We start from the raw sequence: 22563 nt of genomic DNA on the forward strand, positions 1-22563 counted from the left end.
ATGGACCTCGTCGGTCGATGGCGGCTTTGGCTCGTCCCAGCAAAGTTCCTCGTCCAAGGTTGGGTGGTCCGTAACGTCTTCCGGCATCTCGCGACTTGCCGCGGAAGCTGGGCAGGTCGTCCCTGAAGGTGTCAAAGGCATCCCGGCCCCAAATGGCCGACAAACTCATGTAGTATCTTCGCTTGGTTCTGAGTGATGGTGAGGACACTTTCTCTCGGGTGCGGCTCTCTCGAATATTCAAATAGCTTGCCCGCTGGGGCAGCTTTATTCTGCGATTTCCACCACGACACGCCCCCTAATTTTGCCCTCGACGATATCCTGAGCGAGGCTCGGAAGCTCGGAGAAGGGCTCGATCCTTGCCAATGTCTCGATCCTTTCTGCTTTCAGGTGTTCGGCGAGGGTCTGCCATGCGCGGATCCGTTTGGACATTGGTGCCATAACGGAATCAATGCCAAGCAGTGCCACGCCGCGCAGGATATGCGGGAGTACCGTTGCCGGCAGGTCTGCGCCGGCTGCAAGGCCACAGGCAGCAACCGCCCCACCGTATACGGTCTGTGAAAGTGTGTTTGCCAGCGTCGTCGAGCCCACAGAATCAACCACGCCGGCCCAGCGCTCCTTTTGTAGAGGACCGCCCTTTTCTGAAAGCGATGCCCGGTCAACGAAAGCGCTCGCGCCGAGCGATCCGAGATAGTCCCGCGTTTCAGGGCGACCGGTCGATGCGGTTACTTTGTAACCCTTGTCCGCAAGCAGGCTGATCGCCACCGAGCCGACACCGCCCGCCGCACCGGTCACGAGAATTTCGCGATCGTCGTTGAGGATCGTGCCCCAATCCTCAAGCGCATTGACACAAAGCGCCGCCGTGTAGCCGGCCGTTCCAATTGCCATTGCCTGCGAAAGGCTGAAGGTTTCGGGAAGTGCGATCAGCCATTCCGCTTTCAGGCGCTGAAATCGCGAATATCCGCCCCATTCGGTTTCAGACAGCCCCCATCCGTTGACGATGACCTTGTCGCCACGCGCCCATTTGTCAGATCGGGATTCAACTACGATTCCGGCAAGGTCGATGCCTCCGACCATGGGAGTACGCCGGGCGATCCGCCCTTTGCCGGTCAGGGCCAGGCCGTCCTTGTAATTGACGGTCGAATAATGAACCTCGACGAGAACATCATGATCCGGCAGATCGGAGAGTGAAAGCTGGCGGAACCCGGTCTGCGGCTTGCCATCGGCCATGTCGATGACCATTGCCTGGAATGTATCGGACATGCGTCCCCCTTTTCACACTTGAAATCGGCCGTTCGCCTTCTCAGGTCTGAGGCGCCGCCTTCATCCTGTCGCGTGCGTCCATCGCGGCTGCGTAGCTGTTGCGAATGTAGGCCAGCAGGTCCGCCAATGCCCTTGTCGCCGTCTCCGTGTCGCGCTTGGCGACCGCCTCCATGATCTGCCGGTGAAAGCCAGCGACCTTGCGGCGCTCGCGAACCCGGAACACGATCATGTTGGTTATGGGGATGAAGGACTCGATCACCGTATACATCATCAGCTTCAGCGGGCCATTGCAGGTGGAATCCACCAGCGCGCGATGAAAGCGCACGTCGGATGCGCAGAAGTCCTCGTCACTGATCGTCTCATCGCGTTGGATCTCGATCTCCGCCGCCATTCGTTCCAGATCGGCAGCGCCGTGATTTTCGCAGGCGAGCCTGCAACAGATCGTCTCCGTCTCAAGGCGGGCCGTAATAATCTCGTGGATATCGAAGGCGCCGATGCCGACTAGCAGGGTTGCTGCTGCGGTGATCGCCTTGGAAAGCCCTTCCGGATCCGGCCGTTTGACGAAGTTTCCGCCGAGCGGGCCGCGCCTTGAATGGATGAGATTTTGCGCTGCCAGACGTTTTAGCGCTTCACGCACGGTCGGCCGCGATATGCCGAAGCTTCTCGCGAGATCCTCTTCCGTGGGAAGCCGCTCGTCGATTTTCAGGCGGCCATCCATGATCGCGGATTTTATGTTCTCCGCGACCTGCTTGGCGATGCCAGCCCTCACGACCTCATCAAATTTCAGCGTCATTGATTGTCACCCTTACCTCGATTTCATAGATGCCACGGCCGCTTCGAAAACGCCACTGAAAATTGAATATAGGTTTGACAAATATCGGATAGACGATAACCTGCCCTCGATCCAGATAACCAAGGGGAACGAAATTGGGCGGATCGACTGGTCGGGCGGAGAGCGCCCAAGGTGCCCGTGCGCCTGTTGGCCGGCATGCAGAATTGCTGCGCCGGCTCGACGGAAGGATCGATAGTAAGGCCATTCTCGCTGGCGACGACGTCGGCGATGGCTATCGTGGTGACGCAACGGACGAGGCCGGCGAGCGCCCGATAATCGTTTTCCGGCCCGCGGATACGGCGGAAGTGTCCGCTATCCTTGAAGAATGCAATCGTCTGGGGCAGCCCGTCGTGGTGCAAGGCGGCAGGACGGGCCTTGCCGGCGGGGCGAGGCCTCAAGTCGACGAAGTGTCGCTTTCGCTTGAGCGAATGGTGAACCTGTCGCCGGTGGATGAGAATGCCGCCACCATCATCGCACAGGCCGGCGTTACGCTTCAGTCGGTACAGGAGGCTGCGGCAGGCTGTGGGCTGCTTTTCGGTGTTGATATCGGCGCGCGCGGCACGTCCACGGTTGGCGGGAATGTTGCCACCAATGCGGGCGGTATTCGTGTCCTGCGCTATGGCATGTATCGGTCGCAGGTTCTGGGGCTTGAGGTTGTGCTGGCGGATGGCTCCGTGCTGACCAGCTTGAAGGGATTACCCAAGGACAATTCGGGCTTCGATCTCAATCAGCTCTTCGTTGGAAGCGAAGGTGTGCTTGGCGTGGTCACGCGGGCCTGTTTGCGGCTGCATCCTGAGCCGCGGTCGCAAGCAAATGCCTTTTGCGGATTGCCGTCGTTAAGTGCCGCTATTGCCCTTCTAAAACATTTACGCTCTACGCTCGGCCCGTCGCTGTCGGCCTTCGAGGTGATTTTTCCGAATGTTTATAACGGGGTTCTGTCGCTGACCGGTGCTCAGCCACCTGTTGCAGCAGGTGCGGGGATGTACGTTCTTGTGGAAATGCAGGGGCAGGACGAGGCCGGTGATCACGCGCGTTTTTCCGAAGCGCTTATGGCGTGCTACGAAAGCGGCGTCGTGACGGACGTGGCTGTTTCGGGGTCGCTGCGCGAATATCACGCAATCTGGAAACTTCGCGAGGCTGCCAGTGAATTCATTTTCTCGATGGACCACGTCTCCGGCTTCGATGTCAGCCTGCCCTTGTCCCGCATGCAGGCCTTCCTTGATGCTGCCAGCCGTGAGATCGCGGCGGCCGATCCAAATGCCGAGATCTATATTTTCGGCCATCTCGGCGACGGCAATTTGCATTTTCTTGTCCGCACTCACCATCATGAGCGGATCGCCGACATAACGCTTCCTGCCGTGATCCGGGCCGATGGCGCGATTTCCGCCGAGCACGGAATTGGCCTTGAGAAGAAGAAGTGGCTGCCTCTCGGCCGAAGTGCTACCGAGATGAATGCAATGCGCCGCCTGAAGGCCGCCTTCGATCCCAACAATATTCTCAATCCCGGCCGGGTTTTCGATATGCCGTTGCCGGGCGTGCCGGAGCGCGCGTAGATGCAGAACCTGTCCGAGACGGCCCGCGCATTGCCCAGTGAAAAAGGCCCGAGCCTTGATGACCGGTATACGGTCAATCATGGAAAAATCCTGGTGTCCGGCACACAGGCGCTGGTGCGTCTTCCGATGATCCAGCGACAGCGCGATCTGGCAAAGGGCCTCAACACTGCCGGATACGTCTCCGGCTATCGCGGTTCGCCGCTCGCAAGCTTCGACCGCGAGATGGCGCGCGCCAAGACCTATCTAGACCAGAACCATATCCGCTTTCAGCCCGGCCTCAATGAGGACATGGCGGCGACGGCTGTATGGGGAACGCAGCAGACGGCGATGTTCTCCGGCGTCCGCTACGACGGTGTCTTTTCGATGTGGTATGGCAAGGGGCCGGGCGTCGATCGCACCATGGATGTGATCCGGCACGCCAATGCCGTGGGCACCAATCCGAATGGTGGCGTGCTGCTGCTCGTTGGCGACGATCATGGGGCCGTCTCATCGACCTTGCCACATCAGAGCGAGCACAACTTGATATCGGCCATGGTGCCCTTGCTGTCGCCCGCCGGCGTCGCCGAATATATCGACTACGGTTTGCTGGGATTTGCGCTTAGCCGCTATTCGGGTGCATGGATCGGCTTCAAGTGCCAGACGGAGATTGTCGAATGCACGGCAACCGTCGATCTCGATCCGGCTCATCCGGCGATCGTCTATCCGGATGCGCAAGGCAATCTGTCGCTTCGCTGGCCTGACGGGCCGCATGCGATGGAGCGCCGGCTGGAAGACAAGCTTTCTGCCGTCCATAGATTTGCGCGTCACAACAGGCTTGACCGCACCATCTGGCAGGGGCAGCGCACCAAGGCGCGTCTCGGCATCGTCTCGACCGGTAAATCCTGGCTCGATCTGATGGGCGCGCTTTCGCGCCTCGGCATAGACGAGCGGCGCGCAGGCGAGCTCGGCATCCGGCTCTACAAGGTTGGCCTTGTCTGGCCAATCGAGCCGGAGGGGGTCGCACGGTTTGCCGCCGACGTCGAGACGCTGCTGGTCATCGAAGAAAAGCGTCCGATCATGGAAGACCAGATCAAAGCTCTGCTCTTCAACATGCCGTCCGATGAGAGGCCGAGAGTGTTTGGCAAGCTCGGGCCGGCGGGCAGGCCGCTCCTGCCAGCCGTCGGTGAGATCGATACGGTGGCCGTCGGGCGCGCCATCCTTTCCGTGCTCGAGCCGCAGGCCGACGATCTCGATAACCGGTCGCGGGAGATGGAGGCAATTGTTGCAGCCAGCGTGACGGAAAGTCCGGCACTCAGGCGCGATCCGTATTTCTGCTCCGGCTGCCCGCACAGCGTCTCGACCAGACTGCCCGAGGGAAGCCGTGCCTCGACGGGTATCGGATGCCACATGATGGTCATCGGGCTTGAAGACCGGAACACCTCGACCTTTACCCAGATGGGGGGTGAGGGCGGTGCATGGATTGGGCTTTCTCAATTCACCGATGAAAAGCATATCTTCGTCAACATGGGCGACGGCACCTATTTTCATTCGGGCCTGCTTGCGATCCGGGCTGCGATCGCCGCGAAGGTCAACGCCACTTACAAGATCCTCTATAACGATGCCGTCGCCATGACCGGCGGTCAAAAGCACGATGGTGAGGTCTCTGTTCCCGGTATCGTCGGCCAGATGCTGGCCGAAGGGGCTGCTAGAGTGGCTGTCGTCGCCGAGCGGCCGGAGCTCTGGCGCGGCCGCTTGCCACGCAATGTCACGGTCAATCATCGCGACGAACTCGATCAGGTGCAGCGTGAACTGCGCGAGATCGAGGGGGTGACGGTGCTGGTCTACGATCAGGTCTGTGCGGCAGAGAAGCGCCGGCGTCGCAAGCGCGGGGCGCTGGCGGTCTCGGACAAGCGAGCCTTCATCAACGAACTGGTCTGCGAAGGATGCGGCGATTGCTCGGCCGTTTCCAACTGCATCTCGATCGAGCCGCAGGAAACGGAGTTTGGCCGTAAGCGCAAGATCAACCAGTCGAGTTGCAATACCGACCTTTCCTGCATCAAGGGCTTCTGTCCGAGCTTCGTCACGGTGGAGGGCGGAAAGATCAGAAAGCTGGCTGCTAAAGCCCAGCAAGCGACATTCGATGACATGCCGTTACCTGCTCTGACGGAGATCGGAGCGCAGCCATATAACATGCTGTTGGCCGGTATCGGTGGGACGGGGGTGATTACCGTCAGCGCTGTCCTCTCAATGGCGGCGCATCTCGATGGCCTTTTTGTGCAGACGCTGGATCAGACGGGGCTCGCGCAGAAGAACGGGGCCGTCATTTCGCATCTTCGCGTGGCGCGGATGGCTGGTGCTTTGTCGTCGGTCCGTATCGGCGTAGGCGAAAGCGATCTGGTGCTCGGCTTCGACATCGTAGTGTCGGCCGGTCGCAATGCGCTATCGACCTTTGGCGCTGGCCGCACGCACGCCGTCCTCGACAATCATTTCGCGCCGACGGCGTCTTTCGTTCAGAACACAGCGATCGATTTCCAGCAGGAAGCGACGCTCAAAACGTTGCGTCGCGCAGCCGGCGAAGATGCCGTTCACCTCGTCTCGGCGACCAAGCTTGGCGCGGCGCTGATGGGCGATGCGATTGCAGCCAACATGTTCCTGCTTGGTCATGCATGGCAGCGCGGTCTGGTGCCGATCAGCCTTGCCTCCATCGATCAAGCGATTGCACTCAATGGGACCGGCGTTGCGATGAACCGTGCCGCCTTCGGCTGGGGTCGTCGCTCGATGGTCTCCCCCGATATCGTCGCCGGCGCTGCGGGAGCTGATCTAATCGAGGTCAGGCCCGCCGAGGCACTCGACTCGATCATCGAGCGCCGTGAGGCTTTTCTTGCCGCGTATCAGAGCGCCGCCTATGCACGCCGGTACCGGGCACTGGTCGATGCTGCGCGGCAGGTTGAAAACGGGCTGAGGGCCGGCGAGGAGTTTGCAACCGCCGTTGCCCAAAACGCTTTCAGGCTGATGGCCTACAAGGACGAATACGAGGTGGCGCGCCTGCACCGAGACCGGAGCTTCAAGGCTGCGATCGAAGCGCAGTTCGAAGGCGACTTCAGCATCAAGCATCATTTGGCGCCACCAATCCTGTCACGGCGGATCGACAAACGCACCGGAAATCCGGCGAAGATCGCCATCCCGCGGAAAATGATCGGCCCGGCCTTTGCGCTTCTGGAAAAGCTGCGCTTCCTCCGCGGCACGGCGCTGGATCCCTTCGGCTATACCGAAGAGCGCCGGATGGAGCGGCGACTGATCACTGACTATCAGGCGATGATCGAGGATCTCACGAGACAGCTTTCCGTCGAAACGCACGGCCATGCCGTCGCACTTGCCCGGCTGCCGGAAGAGATCAAGGGATTCGGCCCCGTTAAGATGGCGTCGATCGGGCGTTTTGAAAAGAAAATGGCGGCCTTGCTTGCAACGTCGGCCAATGACGAGAAACGAACAGGGATGCCGGATCAGGACACGGCTAAGAGGAAAAGCATATGAGCACTTCCGATACCTTCGAGACGATCCTTTACGAGAAGGACGGCCACGATAAATTCGCGACGATCACCATCAATCGTCCTGAAAAGCTCAATGCGATGAACAAGACGACGGTGCGCGAAATCGACCGCGCCGTCGCCATGGCTGTCGCCGACAAGGAGGTCAACGCGCTCATCATCACGGGGGCGGGTCGCGCATTCTCGTCCGGCTATGATCTTCAAGGCGCCGATTACGATGTCGATATCGAGGACTGGCATGCGGACATGTTGGAGAACGCCCAGGCGCTCCTCAACATCTGGAAGGCACCGATCCCGGTCATCGCGTCCGTGAACGGTTATGCGCTTGCGGGTGCGCTTGAGCTGATGATGGCCTGCGATCTGGCCATCGCCAGCGATAATGCGAAGTTCGGCGAGCCGGAGGTGCGGCACAATTCCGGCCCGCCGGCACTGTTCATGCCCTGGCTGCTGGCCACCCGTGACGTGCGTTGGCTGATGTATACAGGCGATTTGGTCGATGCCGAGGAGGCCTTGCGCATGCACCTCATCAACAAGATCGTGCCCGCCGATCAATTGAGGGAAAAGACCGAGAACCTGGCCCGCAAGCTGGCTCGTATGCCTGTGCCCGCCATCAAGTTCGCCAAGTCCTCCATCAACAACCAGCAGATGGCCGCTGGCCTGATGACATCCTTCGATTTCAACGTCCACGCTATCGCCGCCCTGCATGTTAGTCGCGATGGGCAGGAGTGGATGCGCAATCTGCAGAAGATGTCGCTGAAGGAATATCTCGAGTTCCGCGATGCCCCGTTCAAGGGGCTCGACTGACCCCGTTTTACGATATCGCCCGGCGGCACCCATCCAGTGCTACCGCCACCGCCGATCAAGGAAGGAGGCTCCAGGATGCAGACGATCATAGCGCCGGATGAGGTGCAGGACGCAATCCCCGTCATCGATATTGCACCATTCATCGCAGGCGCGGAAGCCGGCCGGAAGGTCGTCGCTGCCATCGAGGATGCCTGCCGTCGAACCGGCTTCTTTCTCGTTACGGGGCACGGCGTCAGGGCTGACGTGACAACCCGTCTTTATAACCTCGCTCGCGATTTCTTCGATGAGCCGCCGGAGTGGAAGATCGGGCGGGGAAGGGGAACATCGATAGAGGGTGGAGTTGCCTTCTCGCCGATCGCCGACGAGGCGCTTGCGGCGACGCTCGGCATCAAGACGCCGGGCGATTACAAGGAAAGTCTGAACTTTGGCCCGCGCCTGCCTGGCGATCTATGGCCAACAAGGCCGGAAGGGCTGGAACAGGCCTTCGCCGACTATTTCACAGAGATGGAAAAGCTTGCGGGCCATTTGCGTCGGGCATTCTGCGAGGCGATAGGCCTCGCCCCGGATTATTTCGAGCCGGCGTTTGAAAACCACCTCTCGGCGCTACGGGTGATCAATTATCCTGAGCAGAAGGAGAGCCCGCTTCCAGGGCAACTCCGTGCCGGCGTTCACACCGATTACGGCTTCATGACCATCCTGCGTTCGGAAGCCTCTCCGGGCGGACTGCAGGTGAAAAACCGGGAGGGTGACTGGCTGGATGCACCGAATGTCGAAGGCGCCTATGTCATCAATATCGGCGATGCCTTCATGCGCTGGTCCAACGATGAATGGCTGTCCACGCCGCATAGGGTCGCCAATCCGCCCAGTGCTTTCAAGGGAACGACGCGTCGCCAGTCCATCCCGTTCTTCCTCAATCCGTCCAGGGACACCGTGATTGAATGCCTCCCGCCTTTTGCAGCAAAGGGCGCCGCCAAATACGAGCCGATTACCTACGGCGACTACATTTCACTGAAGACCAGCCAGGCCTTCAGCAAGATCTGATGGCAAGAAGCGGAATGCCGCCTGCCCCGCAATGCATGACCAAGTCAGAACCAGTTTGAGGGAACGTCGATGATGAACATGAACAGGCGGCAGGTTCTTGCCGGAATGGGTGGAGTGACAGCGGCGGCCATGGTTGGCCTGCCGGCATGGGCGCAATCCAAGACACTTGTCGTGCCGACGCTCGGCGGCGCATGGGAGCAGTTTTGGCGCCAGACGCTGGCACCGGCCTTCACTCAAAAAAGCGGCGCGCAGGTGACGCTGGATGCGGGCAACGGGCGTGTCTGGAGCGCCAACCTGCGGGCGGCAGGGCCGCAGAAGCCGCCATATTCGATCCTGATGACCAATGAGGCATTCGCATCGAGCCTGCGCAAGGAAGGCTTCTTCGAAAAGCTCGATCTGGCGAAGTTGCCAAACTATGCCGACCTCTATCCGCTTGCCAAGAAGACCGACGGCTGGGGTGCCGTGGCCATGGTATCGCCGATCGGCCTCGCCTATCGCACGGACATGGTCCAGACGCCACCGAAAGCCTGGAAGGATCTCTGGGACAACCCGGAGTTCAAGGGGCGCATCGGACTCTACAATTTTGCCAATACGGCCGGCAAGATGGAACTGATGCTGGCTTCCAAGATCTTCGGCAAGGATCAATATGATGCAGATGCCGGCTTCAAGGCGCTGGAAAAGCTTGGCCCGGTCATCCAGGCCGATTTCAACCTTTCCACCGGCATCGCGTCCGGAGAATTCGTCGTCGCTCCCTTTGATTTCGGCGAAGTGGCGCGTCTGCGCGGCCAGGGTCTTCCAATTGACGTCATCGTGCCGGAAGAGGGGCTTTTGATGTTCGATCAGACCCTCAACATTCTCGCAAACGGCCCCGAGAAGGATCTGGCCTACCAGTACGCCAACTTCCTTCTGTCACCTGACGGCCAGCTGCCGCTGATGAAGCAGTTCTTCGTCTCGCCAACCAATGCGAAGGTTGTCGTCCCTGACGATCTGAAAAAGGACGTGCCGATTTCCGGTGAAGTGATGGACAAGATTCTCACCTGGGACTGGGACTTCATGAACGAGAAGCAGGCAGGCTTTGCCGAGACCTGGGCCAAGATCATGAAATGATCTTTGTCTTCTTCATCAGGCCACAAAGGATCGCCTTGTTGGGGCGGTCCAGCATTCTTCCCTGACGCAGCGAGATTTGCGGTACGCCGCACAGACAATCTGGAAGATCGATCATGACCGAGGTGAGCATCGAAGGGCTGACCAAGCATTACGGAGCCTCGCGCGCCGTCAACGGCATTTCCGTCAAGATAGGGCAGGGGGAATTCATCTCGCTGCTCGGGCCTTCGGGATGCGGCAAGACGACGACGCTGAAGATGATTGCCGGTTTCGAGGATGTCACATCCGGCGCCATTCGCTTCGATGGACAGGATGTCTCCCATGTGCCGGCTGAAAAGCGCGATATCGGCATGGTGTTCCAGAACTATGCGCTCTTCCCGCATATGACCGTGGCGCAAAACCTCGCCTTCGGGCTGGAAATGCGCAGGATTTCGCGGCCAGAAATCGCGATCCGCACGGCCAGGGTTCTGGATATGGTGCAGCTATCCGGATATGCCGACCGCTATCCGCGCCAATTGTCCGGCGGACAGCAGCAGCGCGTGGCGCTTGCCCGCGCGCTGGTCATCGAACCGCGTATCCTGTTGCTTGATGAGCCGCTTGCCAATCTCGATGCCAAGCTTCGCGACGAGATGCGGGTCTTCATACGCGACCTGCAGCAGCGCGTGGGCATCACCACCGTCTATGTAACCCATGATCAGGCCGAAGCAATGACGATGTCGGACAGGATCGTCGTGATGTTCGGCGGGCAGATTGCGCAGTATGGCGCCCCGTCTGATGTTTATGATCGACCGGCAAGCCTGGAAGTCGCGCAGTTCGTCGGACAGGTGAATACATTGCCCGGCCGCCTGAAGGGCAGGACCGATGACGGTACGTCGGTCGTCGAAACCGCACTTGGAACGGCGAATGTCAAGGGTACCCTGCCGTTAAACGACGGTTTCATCCCCGTATTGCTGCGGCCGGAGGCCATCGAACTTGCGGCCGCGGGGGGCGATGGCTCGGGCATCATCGCAACGGTTTCGCAGAGCTATTATTCTGGCAGTCTGATCGACTATCGGCTGGTGCTCGAAGGCGGCGAAACGTTGAGCGTCCAGACCTTCCCGCGAAGCCGCTTCCAGCCGGGTGATCGCGTGACGGTGAAGGTTGACAGTGAGCGTTTCTGGGTGCCGGGAACGATCGCATGATACGCCGTACCAGATCCTCCTATCCGCTTCTCCTGATCGCGCCCTCGGCATTGCTCCTCGGGCTGTTTCTTGTTCTGCCTTATCTCAATATTGTGGTGATGAGCCTGCGCAACCCGGCCAACGGCTCGCCCTATGCGCCTGGATTCACGATCGGCAATTACCTGAGGCTGGCGACCGATGCGTTCTACATGCGGCAGGTGGCGAACACGCTCTTGATCGGTCTGGTCACGACCCTTGCTTGCCTCATTCTCGGTTTTCCGGTTGCCTGGCAGCTGTCGCGCGAGAAGATGCGGTTTCGCGGCCTTGCCTATGGGCTCGTGCTGTCGCCGCTTCTCGTCGGCATTGTTATCCGCAGTTACGGGTGGACGATCCTTCTTGGGAATAACGGCATCATCAACAAGACGCTGATGAATTTGGGCCTGATCGAGCGTCCGATCGGGCTGATGTACAACGCACTCGGCATCGTCATTGCGCTCGTCCACGTCTTCCTGCCCTTCATGATCCTGCCGTTGATGAGCGCGCTGCAGGGGATCGACCCGTCGTTGAAGTCGGCCGCACGGTCTCTTGGCGCCGGAAAGCTGACGGTCTTCAGGCGCGTAATCCTGCCGCTGGCCGTGCCGGGTATCCAGGCGGGCTGCATTCTGGTGTTCGTGCTTTCAATGAGTGCCTATGTGACTCCCGCCCTGATCGGTGGCCTGAGGGTGAAGACAATGGCAGTCAGCGTCGTCGACGCGCTGATCGACACGTTCCAGTGGCCGTTCGGCTCCGCCATGGCGCTGACGCTTTCCCTTGCCGGAGCGGTGATCGTCGTGATCTTCGCGCGGCTTACCCGCATGAAATGGAAGATGAGTTGATGTCCAAACATATGTTGAATGGCTATTGCCTCATCATCTACGGCTTTCTACTGCTGCCCATTCTCGTGGTCGTCGGTGCCTCCTTCAACGCGGGGGCATTTCTGACCTTTCCGCCGCAGGGTCTCTCATTTCGGTGGTATGTCGTCTTCTTCCACAACGATGTCTTCTGGCGTGCCATCCGAACCTCGCTTTGGATCGCGGCCGTGTCGACCCTGATTTCAGGTGTCATCGGCACGATGGCTGCAATGTTCTACGTGCAGCATGCCGGGCGATGGAAGGAGAGTGTCCGGCTTGCGATGCTGTTGCCACTGCTCTTGCCGGAGGTTCTGACGGCGATCTCGCTTCTGTTCTTTGTCTACGCGATCGGCATCGGCACGACGACAATGGCCGGCATGCTGATCGGGCATGTGCTCATGACGCTACCCTTCGTCTTCATCAACGTGTCTGCGGCGATGGAAGCCTATGAACCGTCGTGGAGCCTTGCCGCCCGCAGCCTCGGTGCCGGGCCATTCACGCGCTTCAGACGCATCATGCTGCCGTTGATCAAGCCCGGCGTCATCGGCGGCTGCCTGTTCGCGTTCATCATCTCGTTTGACCTCTTCACTATATCGTTCATGTTGAAGAATGTCGGAACGGCCACGCTTCCGATCCAGATCTACGATTATCTCAGAACAAACTTTACCCCGGAGGCGGCGGCAGTATCGACGTTGTCTATCGCTATGACGGTGGTCGTGGTCGTCGTCTCTGAAAAGCTTTTTGGTTTGCGGATACACCGTTTTTAGATGGCTTTCGATCCTACGAACATCACTGTCGCGAAACCTAGGTTATGTGGAATGAGAGTGCCCGCGATGGTCGTCCGGCATTAGTGATCGCGCCGGCCGTGACGAAGCACCATAATCCGAAGTTATGTGCCGAGGTCAGAATTGTCAGTCATTAGAATTTTGAACAAGGTGTAGTCGGTTCAGATCCCATCAAGAGCGCAATTCACTCCTCGCAGGATCTCGGCGTTGGCCGCGCGGTGCGCGCGCTGGCAGTTTGTTCGGCGCTTTGAACAGCGTGGCTAGTTTGCCCGCAATGGGGGTTCCGATGCCGCTGCACGGGTCAGGGCCGATGCGAGCGCGAAAATAACCGTTGTCGCCTTGAGTGATGTCGTTGAAGCATGTGTGGTTGAGCCAAAGCTGCGGCGTCACGAAGCCGAGCTTGCGGCCGAAGGCGGCAAACAGCCCGGCATAAAGCGGTGCCACGGCGCTGGTGCCGCCGATTACTTCTTGTGGGCCGTGGACGAAGATATTGTATCCCGTAGATGGCGCGGCATTAGCCGAGACGTTAGGTATCATGCGCCCCGGTCCGTGCGGCGCCCCCGCCTGCCATGTCGGCATTGGCTGGAACAGCTTGGAAAAGCCGCCGCCTGTCCCCGAGCCATTTGGATTACCGGGGTCGTCGTTCCATACGGTCTCTTCCGCATTGGCGTGAGGCTTCATGGTACCGCCGCAGCCAACCACGAACGGACAGGAGGATGGGAGATCGACATTGGCCGAGTCCGCCCCGCCGTCAGACGAATCATTGTCGCCCGAAGCCGCGAAGATGATTATGCCGGTCTTCGCGGCTGCCTCCGCCGACGTGCTAAGTCTGTCGGGATAGTCGATGCCCGCTGCCGCGGCCGCCGCCTTCCAGTTGGCCTCGTCTGAACCCCAGGAGATCGAGCAGACGTCACAGCCGTCGGCCGCAGCCGCGGTGATGGCGGTCGCCATCGAGCCCCAGTCGTTGGCGTCCGCCCAGTAGATCCGGATGCTTGCGGCTTCGCCGGTGGCGACGGAATATGCGGCGGCTGCGACTTCGATGTCGAGTGCAACCTCGCGGTCGGGATCGGCGGCAGGGTCACCCGAGTGCTTGTTCGGATCATTGTGGCCGGGTCCGATCGGCACGTCGACGATGTTCGGCACCGGCAGGCCCGTCGAGCGGAAATAAGTGTCGATATCCTTCTGGACCCAACCGCCGCTGAACTCGATGATCGCAATCACGCCGCCGCCGGCGAGGTCGCTCGGCCAGGAATAGGCCCGGCACAGATCCGACACTTCCCAGGGCTCCGCGCCTGCCGCGGCCGGACGGAAGGCGCCGGTGCCCATGCCAGGTAGCTTGAAATAGGGCCGGATGATATTGGGCACTAAATGCGACAGCTCTGCCCTGGCGCGCAGACGCGCACGGCGCGTGCGGCACGGTCATACATGGCAGCGAGATCGGCTTTCATGGCCGTTCGTGAAGCACTGTCGAGATAGATCATATGTCCGGAGGGATAGTTCTGGATCGTCAGATTACGGCGCACCGGAACTCGATGGTGTCTTCAAATCCTGGGCGGTGACAAAAGGACCGTCACGCTCGGAGAAGATGCCTGGTAGTGCCGTGTTCTGAAATCTATTTCGACACGCAGAGCTATACGGGTAGTGGTGTCAGTAGCCAGCCTCTTTCTGATGTCGGAAAGCGAGGACAAACACGATATCGCCATCAGGCTCATGTCGGTAAAGCGCGACGTAGCCGGAGTCCCCAAAGGGAATCACCAGTTCACGCAATTGCGCGTCGTCCGGAAGCGGGCGGCCAATAAGAGGCGTTGATTCCAGTAACAGGAACTGGCGTTCGATAGCCCGGCCCGCCCGACTTGCGGCAGTCGGCGCCTTAGCCGCCAGAAATCGCCTGCAGCGCTCCAAACCCTGTGCCGCACCTTCGGTAACGATCACTCGTGGCACTCAGGTACCGTCTCTTCCGCATCGGTGCCCCAGGTGTCCAGCCAAGTGCGTACCTCCTGTCCGGTAAGATGTCGGCCGGTCTCCTGATAGGCCGCCCAGGATGCCAAAGCCTCCTGTTTGAAGTTTTCGCGCGCTTCCTCACGTTCGACATACTGCTGAATGGCTTCGAGGATGATCCAGTGTGCCGAGCGCCGTCTTTGGCTGGCGAGGTTCTGAACTCGGTTCTTTAGCTCGTCATCAATCTTGAGAGAAGTAGCCATGGCAGCCTCGTATTACCAGGTATTACCTAGCGATAAGATAGGCATTGTTTTGCTTTTTGTCCATGATCTTACTTTATGACGAACGCCACCCCCAATTTGATCGTGTTTGCTTCTGGCGGCATCGTGGCCGGCGGACTGTGAAGTGATGCATTCCATCACAATGACATGGCCAGAGTATGATTTTTGATCGCTCTTTAAGCAAGCGCCACCTCACTTAAATAAGTGCCAGACTAAGGTAAGCGGCCTTAAATAAGCGAGTTTTGGAGAAAGCACTCTGCAATCAAAGAATCGCCGATCCGTACCCCTTCAAGAGCGGGATGCTCAGAGTTCAAGCAACCATTAGCTGCTTGCTCATTCTGCCGGAGAGCATTCACGCTTCATCACCCTTGCAGCAAAAATCCGCGCGGCAACGGACCAGCCGTTTCCATGTATCGTGCCCCACTTTGTCAACATGGCCTAGCGTGCTTGAGAGACCTGCAAAGCTTCTTTAATGACCTCTTCGAGTTCCGCACGCGTCGCCCCGTCTCGAGCCTGGACGGACATGCCCTGAAGCACGGCCACCAGAAAGCGAGCGAGGGAGCGGGATCGGGCCGGATCGAGCCAGCGTCCCAATGCGTCAGCAATAGCTTCCCGCATAGCGTCTCGGCGGTCGGACAAAACCCGCGCGAGAGAGGCGTGTTCTTCGGCACACTGCAGCATGCCGCTCGAGACCATGCATCCTCTTTCTCCGGCGGGATCGGTTACGGCGTCGGCGGCTTGACGCAATATCGTTGCCACCGTTTCATCAAGCGTTGACGCCGAATCAAGGTTCATCGTGCTCGACACTGCGGAATAATGATCCAAGGCCTCACGATAGAGCTGGGCCTTGCTGCCGAACGCAGCATAGAGACTCGGCGGCGCGACGCCGATCGCGGCCGTCAAGTCATTGAGCGAAACACCTTCATAACCGTGCTGCCAGAACAGCCGCATAGCGATGTCGACCGCCTGTTCACGGTTGAATGTGCGCGGTCCGCCACGCCGCTTTCTGATTTCCTTATCCATAGTGATCACTAAATATTGCTTGACCGGGGAGGTCAAGTCGCTAGTTTGTAGTGATCGCTAAATATTACACGATCCAACAAACAAAGGTAAAATCGATGACCGGAAATTCTCTTACGAGGGCGATGAAAAGCATGTTCGCCGTCGTCTTACTCGTGGCGACGGCGTCCGCAGCTGCGGCTGCCGGCAAGGAATACACCGTCAAATCATCCGATGGCGTGGTGATCGCTGTCGAGGAAACCGGAAATCCGCAGGGTTGGCCAATCGTGTTCATCCATGGTCTGCTCGGCAGTCGCATCAACTGGGATAAGCAAACGTCCAGTCCCGACCTGCAGAAATTTCGGATCATCACATACGATCTCAGGGGTCATGGCCGTTCGGGGAAGCCGGATAGCGCGGACGCTTACAAGGATGGCGGTCGCTGGGCAGACGATCTCGCTGCGGTGCTGAAGCGAAGTAAAGCCAAGAAACCCGTCCTCGTCGGCTGGTCTCTAGGTGGCGTAGTTCTCTCAAACTATCTCGCCGCTCATGGCGACGCCGGGATTGGTGGTGTCGTTTATGTCGACGGTGTTATTGAGCTCAAGCCGGACCTCATCACACCGCACCCGGAGGTCTATGCAGGGCTGAGGTCTGAGGATCTGCGAACACATCTCGACACCGTGCGCACCTTTCTTGCCCTCTGCTTTCAGACGCAGCCGGACCGAGCAACATTTGAACGCCTGCTTTCAAACGCCGCGATGGCGTCGTGGGTGATGACCCGCACGGTCCCCTCGATGACGGTGAAGGCAGAAAAAGGCCTCCCCAAGGCAAAAGTGCCTGTTCTATTGATCTATGGCGGCAAAGACGACTTGGTGCGGCCCGAGGCGAGCATCGCACGTGCAAAGTCTCTGAATGGCCAGATCGAGTCGAAGATCTACGAAAATTCCGGCCATGCGCCTTTCCTCGAAGAAGCGGCGCGTTTTAACAAGGATCTTGCCGCCTTTACGGCTTCCGTCGAGGGCAGCAAATAATATTGGCAGCCGACTTCCGCTTGCACCGGTGTGGTCAAGCGGGGACGAGCTATGACAGCCGCGGGGTTGTTCGCAACTCACCCTTGCCGGTCGGCGCCTCGTCACCAGCTTCGAGTGTAAGGTCAAAACGATATTGTCCCCTGACAGAAAGTTTCCTGTGACTATTCCGGAGTTCGTATCCCTCAACTGCACCAACCCGAGCTCTCCTGCAGTTCCACGAATCCAGGACACGGAATCATCTCTAGATCCGGGAGCCTAAGAAACCTAAATCGCTATCTCGGCTGGTGTCGACCCGGACGCCACGGCGGCCGTCGACTATATGCCTGCGGAACCGTGCAGGGACTTCCGCGCCGTCTAGAATCCACGCTCCTGCAGCAAAGCGGCCAAAGCCTCGTCAGGCCAACCCGCCATCTCGAACAGCGCCTCATAAGGATCGCACGTCTCGAGGCTGAGCGTAGCTGCAAATGCGGGCTCGGTTTTCATGCCGCCGTCGCGAAGCTGCATGACGGCCGCGCGGAAGCGGCTTCCGCCGATACCAAGGAGCCTATGCTCGACCTGAAAATGCTTCCACCCATGCTGCTCGGGCACCGGCAGAGCTTGACCAAACAGTTCGAACGTCCAATCAGCGGCTGCAAACACGGCGATGATCGGCCTTTCTCTACCGGTCCACTGCCGGACAGAAAATCCATCGCACGTGGAATAGGCGTCCCAAACGGTTTGGGTGAATACTTGTGGATCTGGAGCATAGCAGAGGACGTCTATATCGCTGGTGGGCAGATCGAGGCCGAGTGGCGGCGTACCCGCGACATGGGGGTCGAATGGAGCCAAGGTTTCCAGAAGATTTATCCGCCTCAACGCTTCCATAAAGTAAGGTCTTTTCATGGATTCAAATTATCCGAGAGATGAGTCATTGCAAAGCCTATCGTCTTGCACCCGTCGATGCGACGACGCCATTTTTATGTCGCCGGTGATGCGATCGGTTCAAATCGGTTCGAAGCGTAAAGGGGGTCAAGTAGATGCGCGGCTCGCAGCTTGAGCAGGCTAAACGACCGCTGGCTCTCGTGCCGTGCGCTCCGTTGGCGTCGCGTCTTCCCCGAGCCTGTCGGATGTAGCAGGAACGCGGTCAACGGGACGGCGTCCGCGCCCATTTTCTTCATCCCGGGCAGATTCTGACCGATCTCGCGCGCTATCTGAGCGCGGAGGAGATCGCCGGCTTCGATGCGATCGACAGCGATGGGCGTCCGCGGATCGACCCCGCCCGCGGCATGAAGACCGTCCATCAGGGCGCTTCGATCAGCGTCTGGTGCGCTACAAGCCCGATGCTGAACGCCATGGGCGGAGTCTATTGGGAGGATTGCGACATGGCGGCCTTGCGCACCGATGATCCCGGCCAGCCGGGCGTGAAGCCTTGGGCGGCAGATACCGAGCTTGCCGAGCGCCTCTGGCGGATCTTAGAGCAGATGACCGGGATGGCTCTGCCGTGAGCGAAAAGGAGCGGCGAGGCCGTGAGTACGAGGAGCTGTTTTCGAGAAATCGCATGGCGTGACCACTGGTCTACCCGCCAATGGTTTGGTTCTCCAGACCAAGTCACAATATCCGTCCTACTTGCTGCTTTGTAAAAAATACTCAAGGATGCGGATCGTCGCCCCGGGTGTACTGAGTATACATATAATACAAATTCTCAGTTTTGCCGATTAATGGAGACTTATGTAGATATGATTCAATTAAGAACAGATTTTAGTGGCGAGATTTGAGGGCATTCCTGGAAATTGATTGTAGATTCACTGGCGTTCTAGCCGCCAAAGCAAAATGATGACCCTTCCATCGGCGCAAGCCGGAGAACAATCGTCCGCCATGAACGGATACGGGGATAATCGATGACAGAAACGAAATCACATGAACTGGCCGATCCCGGCCGTCGCGAGCTACTTGCCCTTGGGCTCGGAGCGACGACATTAGCCCTATTGCCGAGCTCGCCGACCGCAGCCCAACCAACCCCAGCCCAAAACTCAATCTTTGAAAGGAACCAAAACATGGCCACCGTCACCACACGCGATGGCGTCGAGATCTTCTACAAGGACTGGGGTCCGAAGACCGCCCCGCCCATCATGTTCCACCATGGCTGGCCGCTGTCGTCCGATGACTGGGACACGCAGATGCTGTTCTTCCTGCAGAACGGTTATCGCGTGGTGGCGCACGACCGACGCGGGCACGGGCGCTCGGCACAGGTGAGCGAGGGCCACGACATGGACCATTATGCCGCCGACGCAGCAGCGGTCGTCGAGCATCTCGACCTCAGGAATGTCGTGCATATCGGCCACTCCACCGGCGGTGGCGAGGCAACGCATTACGTGGCCCAGCACGGGCAACCGCAAGGCAGGGTCGCCAAGTTGATCATCATCGGCGCGGTTCCTCCGATCATGGTGAAGACGGCAGCCAATCCGGGCGGTCTGCCGATCGAGGTGTTCGATGGGCTGCGCAAGGCGCTGGCCGACAACCGTTCGAAATTCTACGTCGATCTGCCGTCCGGACCCTTCTACAGCTTCAACCGCCCCGGCGGGCAGCCGATCCAGGCCGTCATCAACAATTGGTGGCGACAGGGCATGATGGGCGGCGCCAAGGCGCATTATGACGGCATCAAGGCCTTCTCCGAGACCGATTTTACGGAAGACCTGAAGATCATCACCGTGCCGACCCTGGTCATGCATGGCTACGACGATCAGATCGTACCGATCGCGGATTCTGCGCTTCTATCGGCAAAGCTCCTGAAGAACAGCACGCTCAAGGTCTACGAGAAATTCCCGCACGGGATGTGCACCACCCATGCCGATGTGGTGAACCCGGACCTCCTCGCCTTTGTGAAGGCCTAAGATCCCAAAGCAGGCGCCCTGCGCGTCGGCTTCTTGCCCGCGTTTCAATGGAGACAATTTGCATGAAGATCGTCGTTATCGGCGGTAGCGGACTGATCGGGTCGCGTACCGTCACTCTCCTGCGCGAAGCGGGTCATGGAGTGTTCGCCGCCTCGCCCAGCACAGGCGTCAACACCCTCACCGGCGAGGGACTTGCAGAAGCCCTCGCCGGCGCGGAGGTGGTGATCGATGTGGCCAACTCGCCTTCGTTCGAGCCACAAGCGGTGCTTGCCTTCTTCGAGACCTCCGGCCGCAATCTACTCGCCGCCGAACGCTCGGCTGGTGTGCGCCACCACGTGGCTCTGTCGATCGTCGGCACCGACCGCATGCCCGACAATGGCTATTTCCAGGCCAAGGTCGCGCAGGAGAAGCTGATCGAAGGCTCGGGCGTCCCTTACAGCATCGTGCGCGCCACTCAATTCATGGAGTTCCTCGGCGCCATCGCAGATACCAGCGTTGTCAACGGGACCGTGCGCCTGCCGCGCGGTCTGTTCCAGCCGATCGCAGCGGATGACGTGGCCGCGATCGTGGCGGAAACTGCAACCGGCGCTCCGCGAGGCGAGCATTTCGACGTTGCGGGTCCCGATCGGGCGCCGTTCGACCGGATCATCGCGCGCTATCTCGAGGCGATCGGGGACAGCCGAAGCGTCGTAAGCGATCCGCAGGCCAGATATTTCGGCGGCACGGTCGTGGAGACGTCGCTGGTGCCTCTTGGCGAGGCTAGACTCGGTGGCATCTCGCTCGACGACTGGCTGCGCGCCCACCACCCCGCCTGATGTTCCAACCTCCGAGGAGACATCCATGAAACACTATCTTTTCCCCTTGCTCGTGGCTGCCGCCCAAGCTGGCCCGGCTTTTGCCGACGATGTACCGGGAGCAAAGAACGCAAAGATCACGCTTGTCTATGAGCATGCGCTTCCTGACGTGCCCGGTAAGAGTATTCGTGGCGTCCTCGTCGAATATGGCCCGGGTGGCTACTCACCGGCCCATACACACGCGAAATCGGCAATCATCTACGCGACTGTGCTGGAAGGCGCGGTGAAGAGCCAAATCAACGGCGGGCCGGTTCGAACCTTCAAGGCCGGCGAAAGCTTCACGGAATCGCCGGGCGACCATCACGGCGTCAGTGCAAATGCCAGCGATACGGAGCCGTCGAAACTGCTGGCGGTGTTTGTCGTCAATACCGACGAAAAGGTGCTGACGATCCCGGATCGGAAGTGACGCGCCACCCTGTTTTTCGTGCCAGCGGGCGCCGCCTCACCAAGAACCGGAGCTATCATAACCGAAATGTCCAGCCGGATGCTTGCAGGGGTGTCTATCCCCGACACGACGCTCGTGACCAGCGCGATCGGGTACGCGCGAGACAAATGCGAGCCTTATCTGTTCAACCACGTGGTCCGCTCCTGGCTTTTTGCGACGCGGCTGGGGCAGATCGAAGGTATTGAGCACGATGCCGAAGTCGTCGCGGTCGGGACGCTTCTGCACGACATCACATTGAACGAGCGCTTCGCCGCCCTTGCCGCTTCGACGTGGAAGGGGCGGACCTCGCGCGGACCTTCGCGACTGAGAGCGGTGTCGATGGTCGCCGCGTGCAATTGATCTGGGACAGCGTCGCTCTCAACTCGACACCTTCGATCGGCCTTTACAAGGAGCCCGAGGTCGCTGCTCTGCACCGCCGCTATAGGCCTGGATGTCATCGGTTGGCGCTATGACGTCCTTCCCGCCGAGGAGATGGCAAGCATTCTGGCGGAATTCCCGCGGCTCGGAGTGAAGCAGAAGATGACGAAGTGCTTTTGCTGTATAGCAGAGAAGAACCCGGAGGCGACTTATGACAACTTCGCTCGCGATTTCGGGGAGCGGTTCGTCCGGGGCTACAAGGCTTCCTCGGTGGTAGATCTCGTCCTGAACGCGCCCTTCGACGATTGAGGGTCCGCTGCGACACTGCGACTTCCAGCCTTTCCCCGGTAGCCGGTCAGGGGGCCGTCAATTGATGCTCATATTTGAGCATCCAGTCGCGCATCTCGCGCAGCATCGGCATCAGGTCGATCCCGGCCTGCGATAGCTCATATTCCACGCGCGGCGGAATCTCCGCGAAGGCGTTGCGGATCACGATGCCGTTGTTGGCGAGATCTCGCAGCTGTTCGGTCAGCATATGCTGGGTCACCCCCGGTAGCCGTCGGCGCAATTCGCCGAACCGGAGCGGCCCTTCGACCAGGATGCAGACGATTTCGATCTTCCACTTGCCGGTAATGGCGCGAATGGCTCGCTGGAAGCGCAGGATATCGATCGGTTCCGGGCCCGTGCATCCGGCGCATTCGTCTTCGTCGTAGACACGCGGTTCGATGGTCTGATTTTTCATACTGGGTCCGAAAATCCATCCTACTTGATAAGTTCATATAACAGCTCGATGTTGCGGTAAAGCAAACAACCAGAGTAGGAAGCCACGTCG

At 59.4% G+C, this 22563-nt stretch carries 23 protein-coding genes and 1 pseudogene; 15 read left to right on the forward strand and 9 right to left on the reverse strand.

What is annotated here, in order from left to right; genetic code table 11:
- Nucleotides 1–264: 264 nt before the first annotated feature.
- Nucleotides 265–1260 carry an MDR family oxidoreductase gene (locus I8E17_RS30430; protein WP_069614895.1) on the reverse strand — a complete coding sequence of 332 codons (996 nt, stop codon included), beginning with the start codon at nt 1258–1260 and terminating at the stop codon, nt 265–267.
- A 40-nt stretch (nt 1261–1300) separates the two neighbouring features.
- Entirely contained in the window at nt 1301–2053 is a 753-nt protein-coding gene (locus I8E17_RS30435) for a FadR/GntR family transcriptional regulator (protein ID WP_069614894.1), read from the reverse strand.
- A 134-nt stretch (nt 2054–2187) separates the two neighbouring features.
- Here I8E17_RS30435 and I8E17_RS30440 point away from each other — a divergent pair, with 134 nt between their 5' ends.
- The 8 genes from I8E17_RS30440 (at nt 2188) to I8E17_RS30475 (ending at nt 12938) form a co-directional block, all read left to right on the forward strand.
- Nucleotides 2188–3645 (forward strand): FAD-binding oxidoreductase, encoded by a 1458-nt coding sequence (locus I8E17_RS30440; protein WP_113367596.1) that lies wholly within the window; start codon nt 2188–2190, stop codon nt 3643–3645.
- The gene (locus tag I8E17_RS30445) at nt 3646–7158 is read left to right on the forward strand and encodes an indolepyruvate ferredoxin oxidoreductase family protein (protein WP_069614892.1); all 3513 of its coding nucleotides are present in this window, start codon (nt 3646–3648) and stop codon (nt 7156–7158) included.
- Nucleotides 7155–7976, forward strand: a complete 822-nt coding sequence (locus I8E17_RS30450; protein ID WP_069614891.1) for an enoyl-CoA hydratase/isomerase family protein — start codon at nt 7155–7157, stop codon at nt 7974–7976. Before I8E17_RS30445 ends, I8E17_RS30450 begins: the two co-directional genes overlap by 4 nt.
- A gap of 75 nt (nt 7977–8051) precedes the next feature.
- Entirely contained in the window at nt 8052–9017 is a 966-nt protein-coding gene (locus I8E17_RS30455; protein ID WP_069614890.1) for a 2OG-Fe(II) oxygenase family protein, read from the forward strand.
- A 69-nt stretch (nt 9018–9086) separates the two neighbouring features.
- Complete coding sequence (locus I8E17_RS30460) at nt 9087–10124, forward strand: extracellular solute-binding protein (RefSeq protein WP_069614889.1); 1038 nt, start codon at nt 9087–9089, stop codon at nt 10122–10124.
- A gap of 113 nt (nt 10125–10237) precedes the next feature.
- On the forward strand, nt 10238–11302 hold the full coding sequence (locus I8E17_RS30465) for an ABC transporter ATP-binding protein (RefSeq protein ID WP_069614888.1): 1065 nt from the start codon (nt 10238–10240) through the stop codon (nt 11300–11302).
- Nucleotides 11299–12156: an ABC transporter permease gene (locus I8E17_RS30470; protein WP_113367595.1), complete on the forward strand. Its 858-nt coding sequence runs from the start codon at nt 11299–11301 to the stop codon at nt 12154–12156. Before I8E17_RS30465 ends, I8E17_RS30470 begins: the two co-directional genes overlap by 4 nt.
- Nucleotides 12156–12938, forward strand: a complete 783-nt coding sequence (locus I8E17_RS30475; RefSeq protein WP_069614886.1) for an ABC transporter permease — start codon at nt 12156–12158, stop codon at nt 12936–12938. The genes I8E17_RS30470 and I8E17_RS30475 overlap by 1 nt, the downstream gene beginning before the upstream one ends.
- Nucleotides 12939–13127: 189 nt before the next feature.
- On the opposite strand, the gene I8E17_RS30480 is transcribed toward I8E17_RS30475, so the two are convergent.
- The 5 genes and pseudogenes from I8E17_RS30480 to I8E17_RS30500 form a co-directional block, all read right to left on the reverse strand.
- A complete protein-coding gene (locus tag I8E17_RS30480; RefSeq protein WP_069614885.1) occupies nt 13128–14321 on the reverse strand; it encodes a S53 family peptidase in 1194 nt (397 codons plus the stop codon).
- Nucleotides 14321–14479: pseudogene (locus I8E17_RS30485) on the reverse strand (hypothetical protein); the annotation flags it as partial. The pseudogene I8E17_RS30485 and the gene I8E17_RS30480, both read right to left, overlap by 1 nt.
- Nucleotides 14480–14603: 124 nt before the next feature.
- Nucleotides 14604–14897 carry a type II toxin-antitoxin system RelE/ParE family toxin gene (locus I8E17_RS30490; RefSeq protein WP_069614884.1) on the reverse strand — a complete coding sequence of 98 codons (294 nt, stop codon included), beginning with the start codon at nt 14895–14897 and terminating at the stop codon, nt 14604–14606.
- Entirely contained in the window at nt 14885–15157 is a 273-nt protein-coding gene (locus I8E17_RS30495; RefSeq protein ID WP_113367594.1) for a CopG family ribbon-helix-helix protein, read from the reverse strand. Before I8E17_RS30495 ends, I8E17_RS30490 begins: the two co-directional genes overlap by 13 nt.
- Before the next feature lie 456 nt (nt 15158–15613).
- Nucleotides 15614–16198 (reverse strand): TetR/AcrR family transcriptional regulator, encoded by a 585-nt coding sequence (locus I8E17_RS30500; RefSeq protein WP_069614882.1) that lies wholly within the window; start codon nt 16196–16198, stop codon nt 15614–15616.
- A 131-nt stretch (nt 16199–16329) separates the two neighbouring features.
- Here I8E17_RS30500 and I8E17_RS30505 point away from each other — a divergent pair, with 131 nt between their 5' ends.
- Nucleotides 16330–17205, forward strand: a complete 876-nt coding sequence (locus I8E17_RS30505) for an alpha/beta hydrolase (protein WP_229002237.1) — start codon at nt 16330–16332, stop codon at nt 17203–17205.
- A gap of 354 nt (nt 17206–17559) precedes the next feature.
- Here the strand turns inward: I8E17_RS30505 and I8E17_RS30510 are convergent, their stop codons facing one another.
- Entirely contained in the window at nt 17560–18087 is a 528-nt protein-coding gene (locus I8E17_RS30510; protein WP_069614881.1) for a DUF4269 domain-containing protein, read from the reverse strand.
- Nucleotides 18088–18470: 383 nt separating this feature from the next.
- On the opposite strand from I8E17_RS30510, the gene I8E17_RS30515 reads away from it, so the two are divergent.
- From I8E17_RS30515 to I8E17_RS35400, 6 genes are all read left to right on the forward strand, one after another.
- The gene (locus I8E17_RS30515; protein ID WP_069614879.1) at nt 18471–18689 is read left to right on the forward strand and encodes a hypothetical protein; all 219 of its coding nucleotides are present in this window, start codon (nt 18471–18473) and stop codon (nt 18687–18689) included.
- Nucleotides 18690–19238: 549 nt separating this feature from the next.
- The gene (locus I8E17_RS30520) at nt 19239–20075 is read left to right on the forward strand and encodes an alpha/beta hydrolase (RefSeq protein ID WP_113367593.1); all 837 of its coding nucleotides are present in this window, start codon (nt 19239–19241) and stop codon (nt 20073–20075) included.
- A 62-nt stretch (nt 20076–20137) separates the two neighbouring features.
- Nucleotides 20138–20890 carry an SDR family oxidoreductase gene (locus tag I8E17_RS30525; protein WP_069614877.1) on the forward strand — a complete coding sequence of 251 codons (753 nt, stop codon included), beginning with the start codon at nt 20138–20140 and terminating at the stop codon, nt 20888–20890.
- Nucleotides 20891–20915: 25 nt separating this feature from the next.
- Nucleotides 20916–21335 carry a cupin domain-containing protein gene (locus I8E17_RS30530; RefSeq protein ID WP_069614876.1) on the forward strand — a complete coding sequence of 140 codons (420 nt, stop codon included), beginning with the start codon at nt 20916–20918 and terminating at the stop codon, nt 21333–21335.
- Between the two features lie 90 nt (nt 21336–21425).
- The gene (locus I8E17_RS35395; protein WP_245300472.1) at nt 21426–21713 is read left to right on the forward strand and encodes a hypothetical protein; all 288 of its coding nucleotides are present in this window, start codon (nt 21426–21428) and stop codon (nt 21711–21713) included.
- 132 nt (nt 21714–21845) lie between these two features.
- Entirely contained in the window at nt 21846–22040 is a 195-nt protein-coding gene (locus I8E17_RS35400) for a hypothetical protein (RefSeq protein ID WP_245300471.1), read from the forward strand.
- Nucleotides 22041–22086: 46 nt separating this feature from the next.
- Here the strand turns inward: I8E17_RS35400 and I8E17_RS30540 are convergent, their stop codons facing one another.
- Nucleotides 22087–22473: a helix-turn-helix domain-containing protein gene (locus tag I8E17_RS30540; protein WP_064709443.1), complete on the reverse strand. Its 387-nt coding sequence runs from the start codon at nt 22471–22473 to the stop codon at nt 22087–22089.
- Between the last annotated feature and the right edge of the window lie 90 nt (nt 22474–22563).

The organism is Rhizobium sp. AB2/73 (assembly GCF_020871915.1).
GTDB classification, from domain to species: domain Bacteria; phylum Pseudomonadota; class Alphaproteobacteria; order Rhizobiales; family Rhizobiaceae; genus Rhizobium; species Rhizobium dioscoreae.

What these genes read in the sequence shown, in the direction of transcription:
- I8E17_RS30430 (WP_069614895.1), bottom strand. Translation starts at nt 1,260, where the DNA reads ATGTCCGATACATTCCAGGCAATGGTCATCGACATGGCCGATGGCAAG.
- I8E17_RS30435 (WP_069614894.1), bottom strand. Translation starts at nt 2,053, where the DNA reads ATGACGCTGAAATTTGATGAGGTCGTGAGGGCTGGCATCGCCAAGCAG.
- I8E17_RS30445 (WP_069614892.1), top strand. Translation starts at nt 3,646, where the DNA reads ATGCAGAACCTGTCCGAGACGGCCCGCGCATTGCCCAGTGAAAAAGGC.
- I8E17_RS30450 (WP_069614891.1), top strand. Translation starts at nt 7,155, where the DNA reads ATGAGCACTTCCGATACCTTCGAGACGATCCTTTACGAGAAGGACGGC.
- I8E17_RS30455 (WP_069614890.1), top strand. Translation starts at nt 8,052, where the DNA reads ATGCAGACGATCATAGCGCCGGATGAGGTGCAGGACGCAATCCCCGTC.
- I8E17_RS30460 (WP_069614889.1), top strand. Translation starts at nt 9,087, where the DNA reads ATGATGAACATGAACAGGCGGCAGGTTCTTGCCGGAATGGGTGGAGTG.
- I8E17_RS30465 (WP_069614888.1), top strand. Translation starts at nt 10,238, where the DNA reads ATGACCGAGGTGAGCATCGAAGGGCTGACCAAGCATTACGGAGCCTCG.
- I8E17_RS30470 (WP_113367595.1), top strand. Translation starts at nt 11,299, where the DNA reads ATGATACGCCGTACCAGATCCTCCTATCCGCTTCTCCTGATCGCGCCC.
- I8E17_RS30475 (WP_069614886.1), top strand. Translation starts at nt 12,156, where the DNA reads ATGTCCAAACATATGTTGAATGGCTATTGCCTCATCATCTACGGCTTT.
- I8E17_RS30495 (WP_113367594.1), bottom strand. Translation starts at nt 15,157, where the DNA reads ATGGCTACTTCTCTCAAGATTGATGACGAGCTAAAGAACCGAGTTCAG.
- I8E17_RS30500 (WP_069614882.1), bottom strand. Translation starts at nt 16,198, where the DNA reads ATGGATAAGGAAATCAGAAAGCGGCGTGGCGGACCGCGCACATTCAAC.
- I8E17_RS30505 (WP_229002237.1), top strand. Translation starts at nt 16,330, where the DNA reads ATGTTCGCCGTCGTCTTACTCGTGGCGACGGCGTCCGCAGCTGCGGCT.
- I8E17_RS30510 (WP_069614881.1), bottom strand. Translation starts at nt 18,087, where the DNA reads ATGAAAAGACCTTACTTTATGGAAGCGTTGAGGCGGATAAATCTTCTG.
- I8E17_RS30515 (WP_069614879.1), top strand. Translation starts at nt 18,471, where the DNA reads ATGAAGACCGTCCATCAGGGCGCTTCGATCAGCGTCTGGTGCGCTACA.
- I8E17_RS30520 (WP_113367593.1), top strand. Translation starts at nt 19,239, where the DNA reads ATGGCCACCGTCACCACACGCGATGGCGTCGAGATCTTCTACAAGGAC.
- I8E17_RS30525 (WP_069614877.1), top strand. Translation starts at nt 20,138, where the DNA reads ATGAAGATCGTCGTTATCGGCGGTAGCGGACTGATCGGGTCGCGTACC.
- I8E17_RS30530 (WP_069614876.1), top strand. Translation starts at nt 20,916, where the DNA reads ATGAAACACTATCTTTTCCCCTTGCTCGTGGCTGCCGCCCAAGCTGGC.
- I8E17_RS35400 (WP_245300471.1), top strand. Translation starts at nt 21,846, where the DNA reads ATGGCAAGCATTCTGGCGGAATTCCCGCGGCTCGGAGTGAAGCAGAAG.
- I8E17_RS30540 (WP_064709443.1), bottom strand. Translation starts at nt 22,473, where the DNA reads ATGAAAAATCAGACCATCGAACCGCGTGTCTACGACGAAGACGAATGC.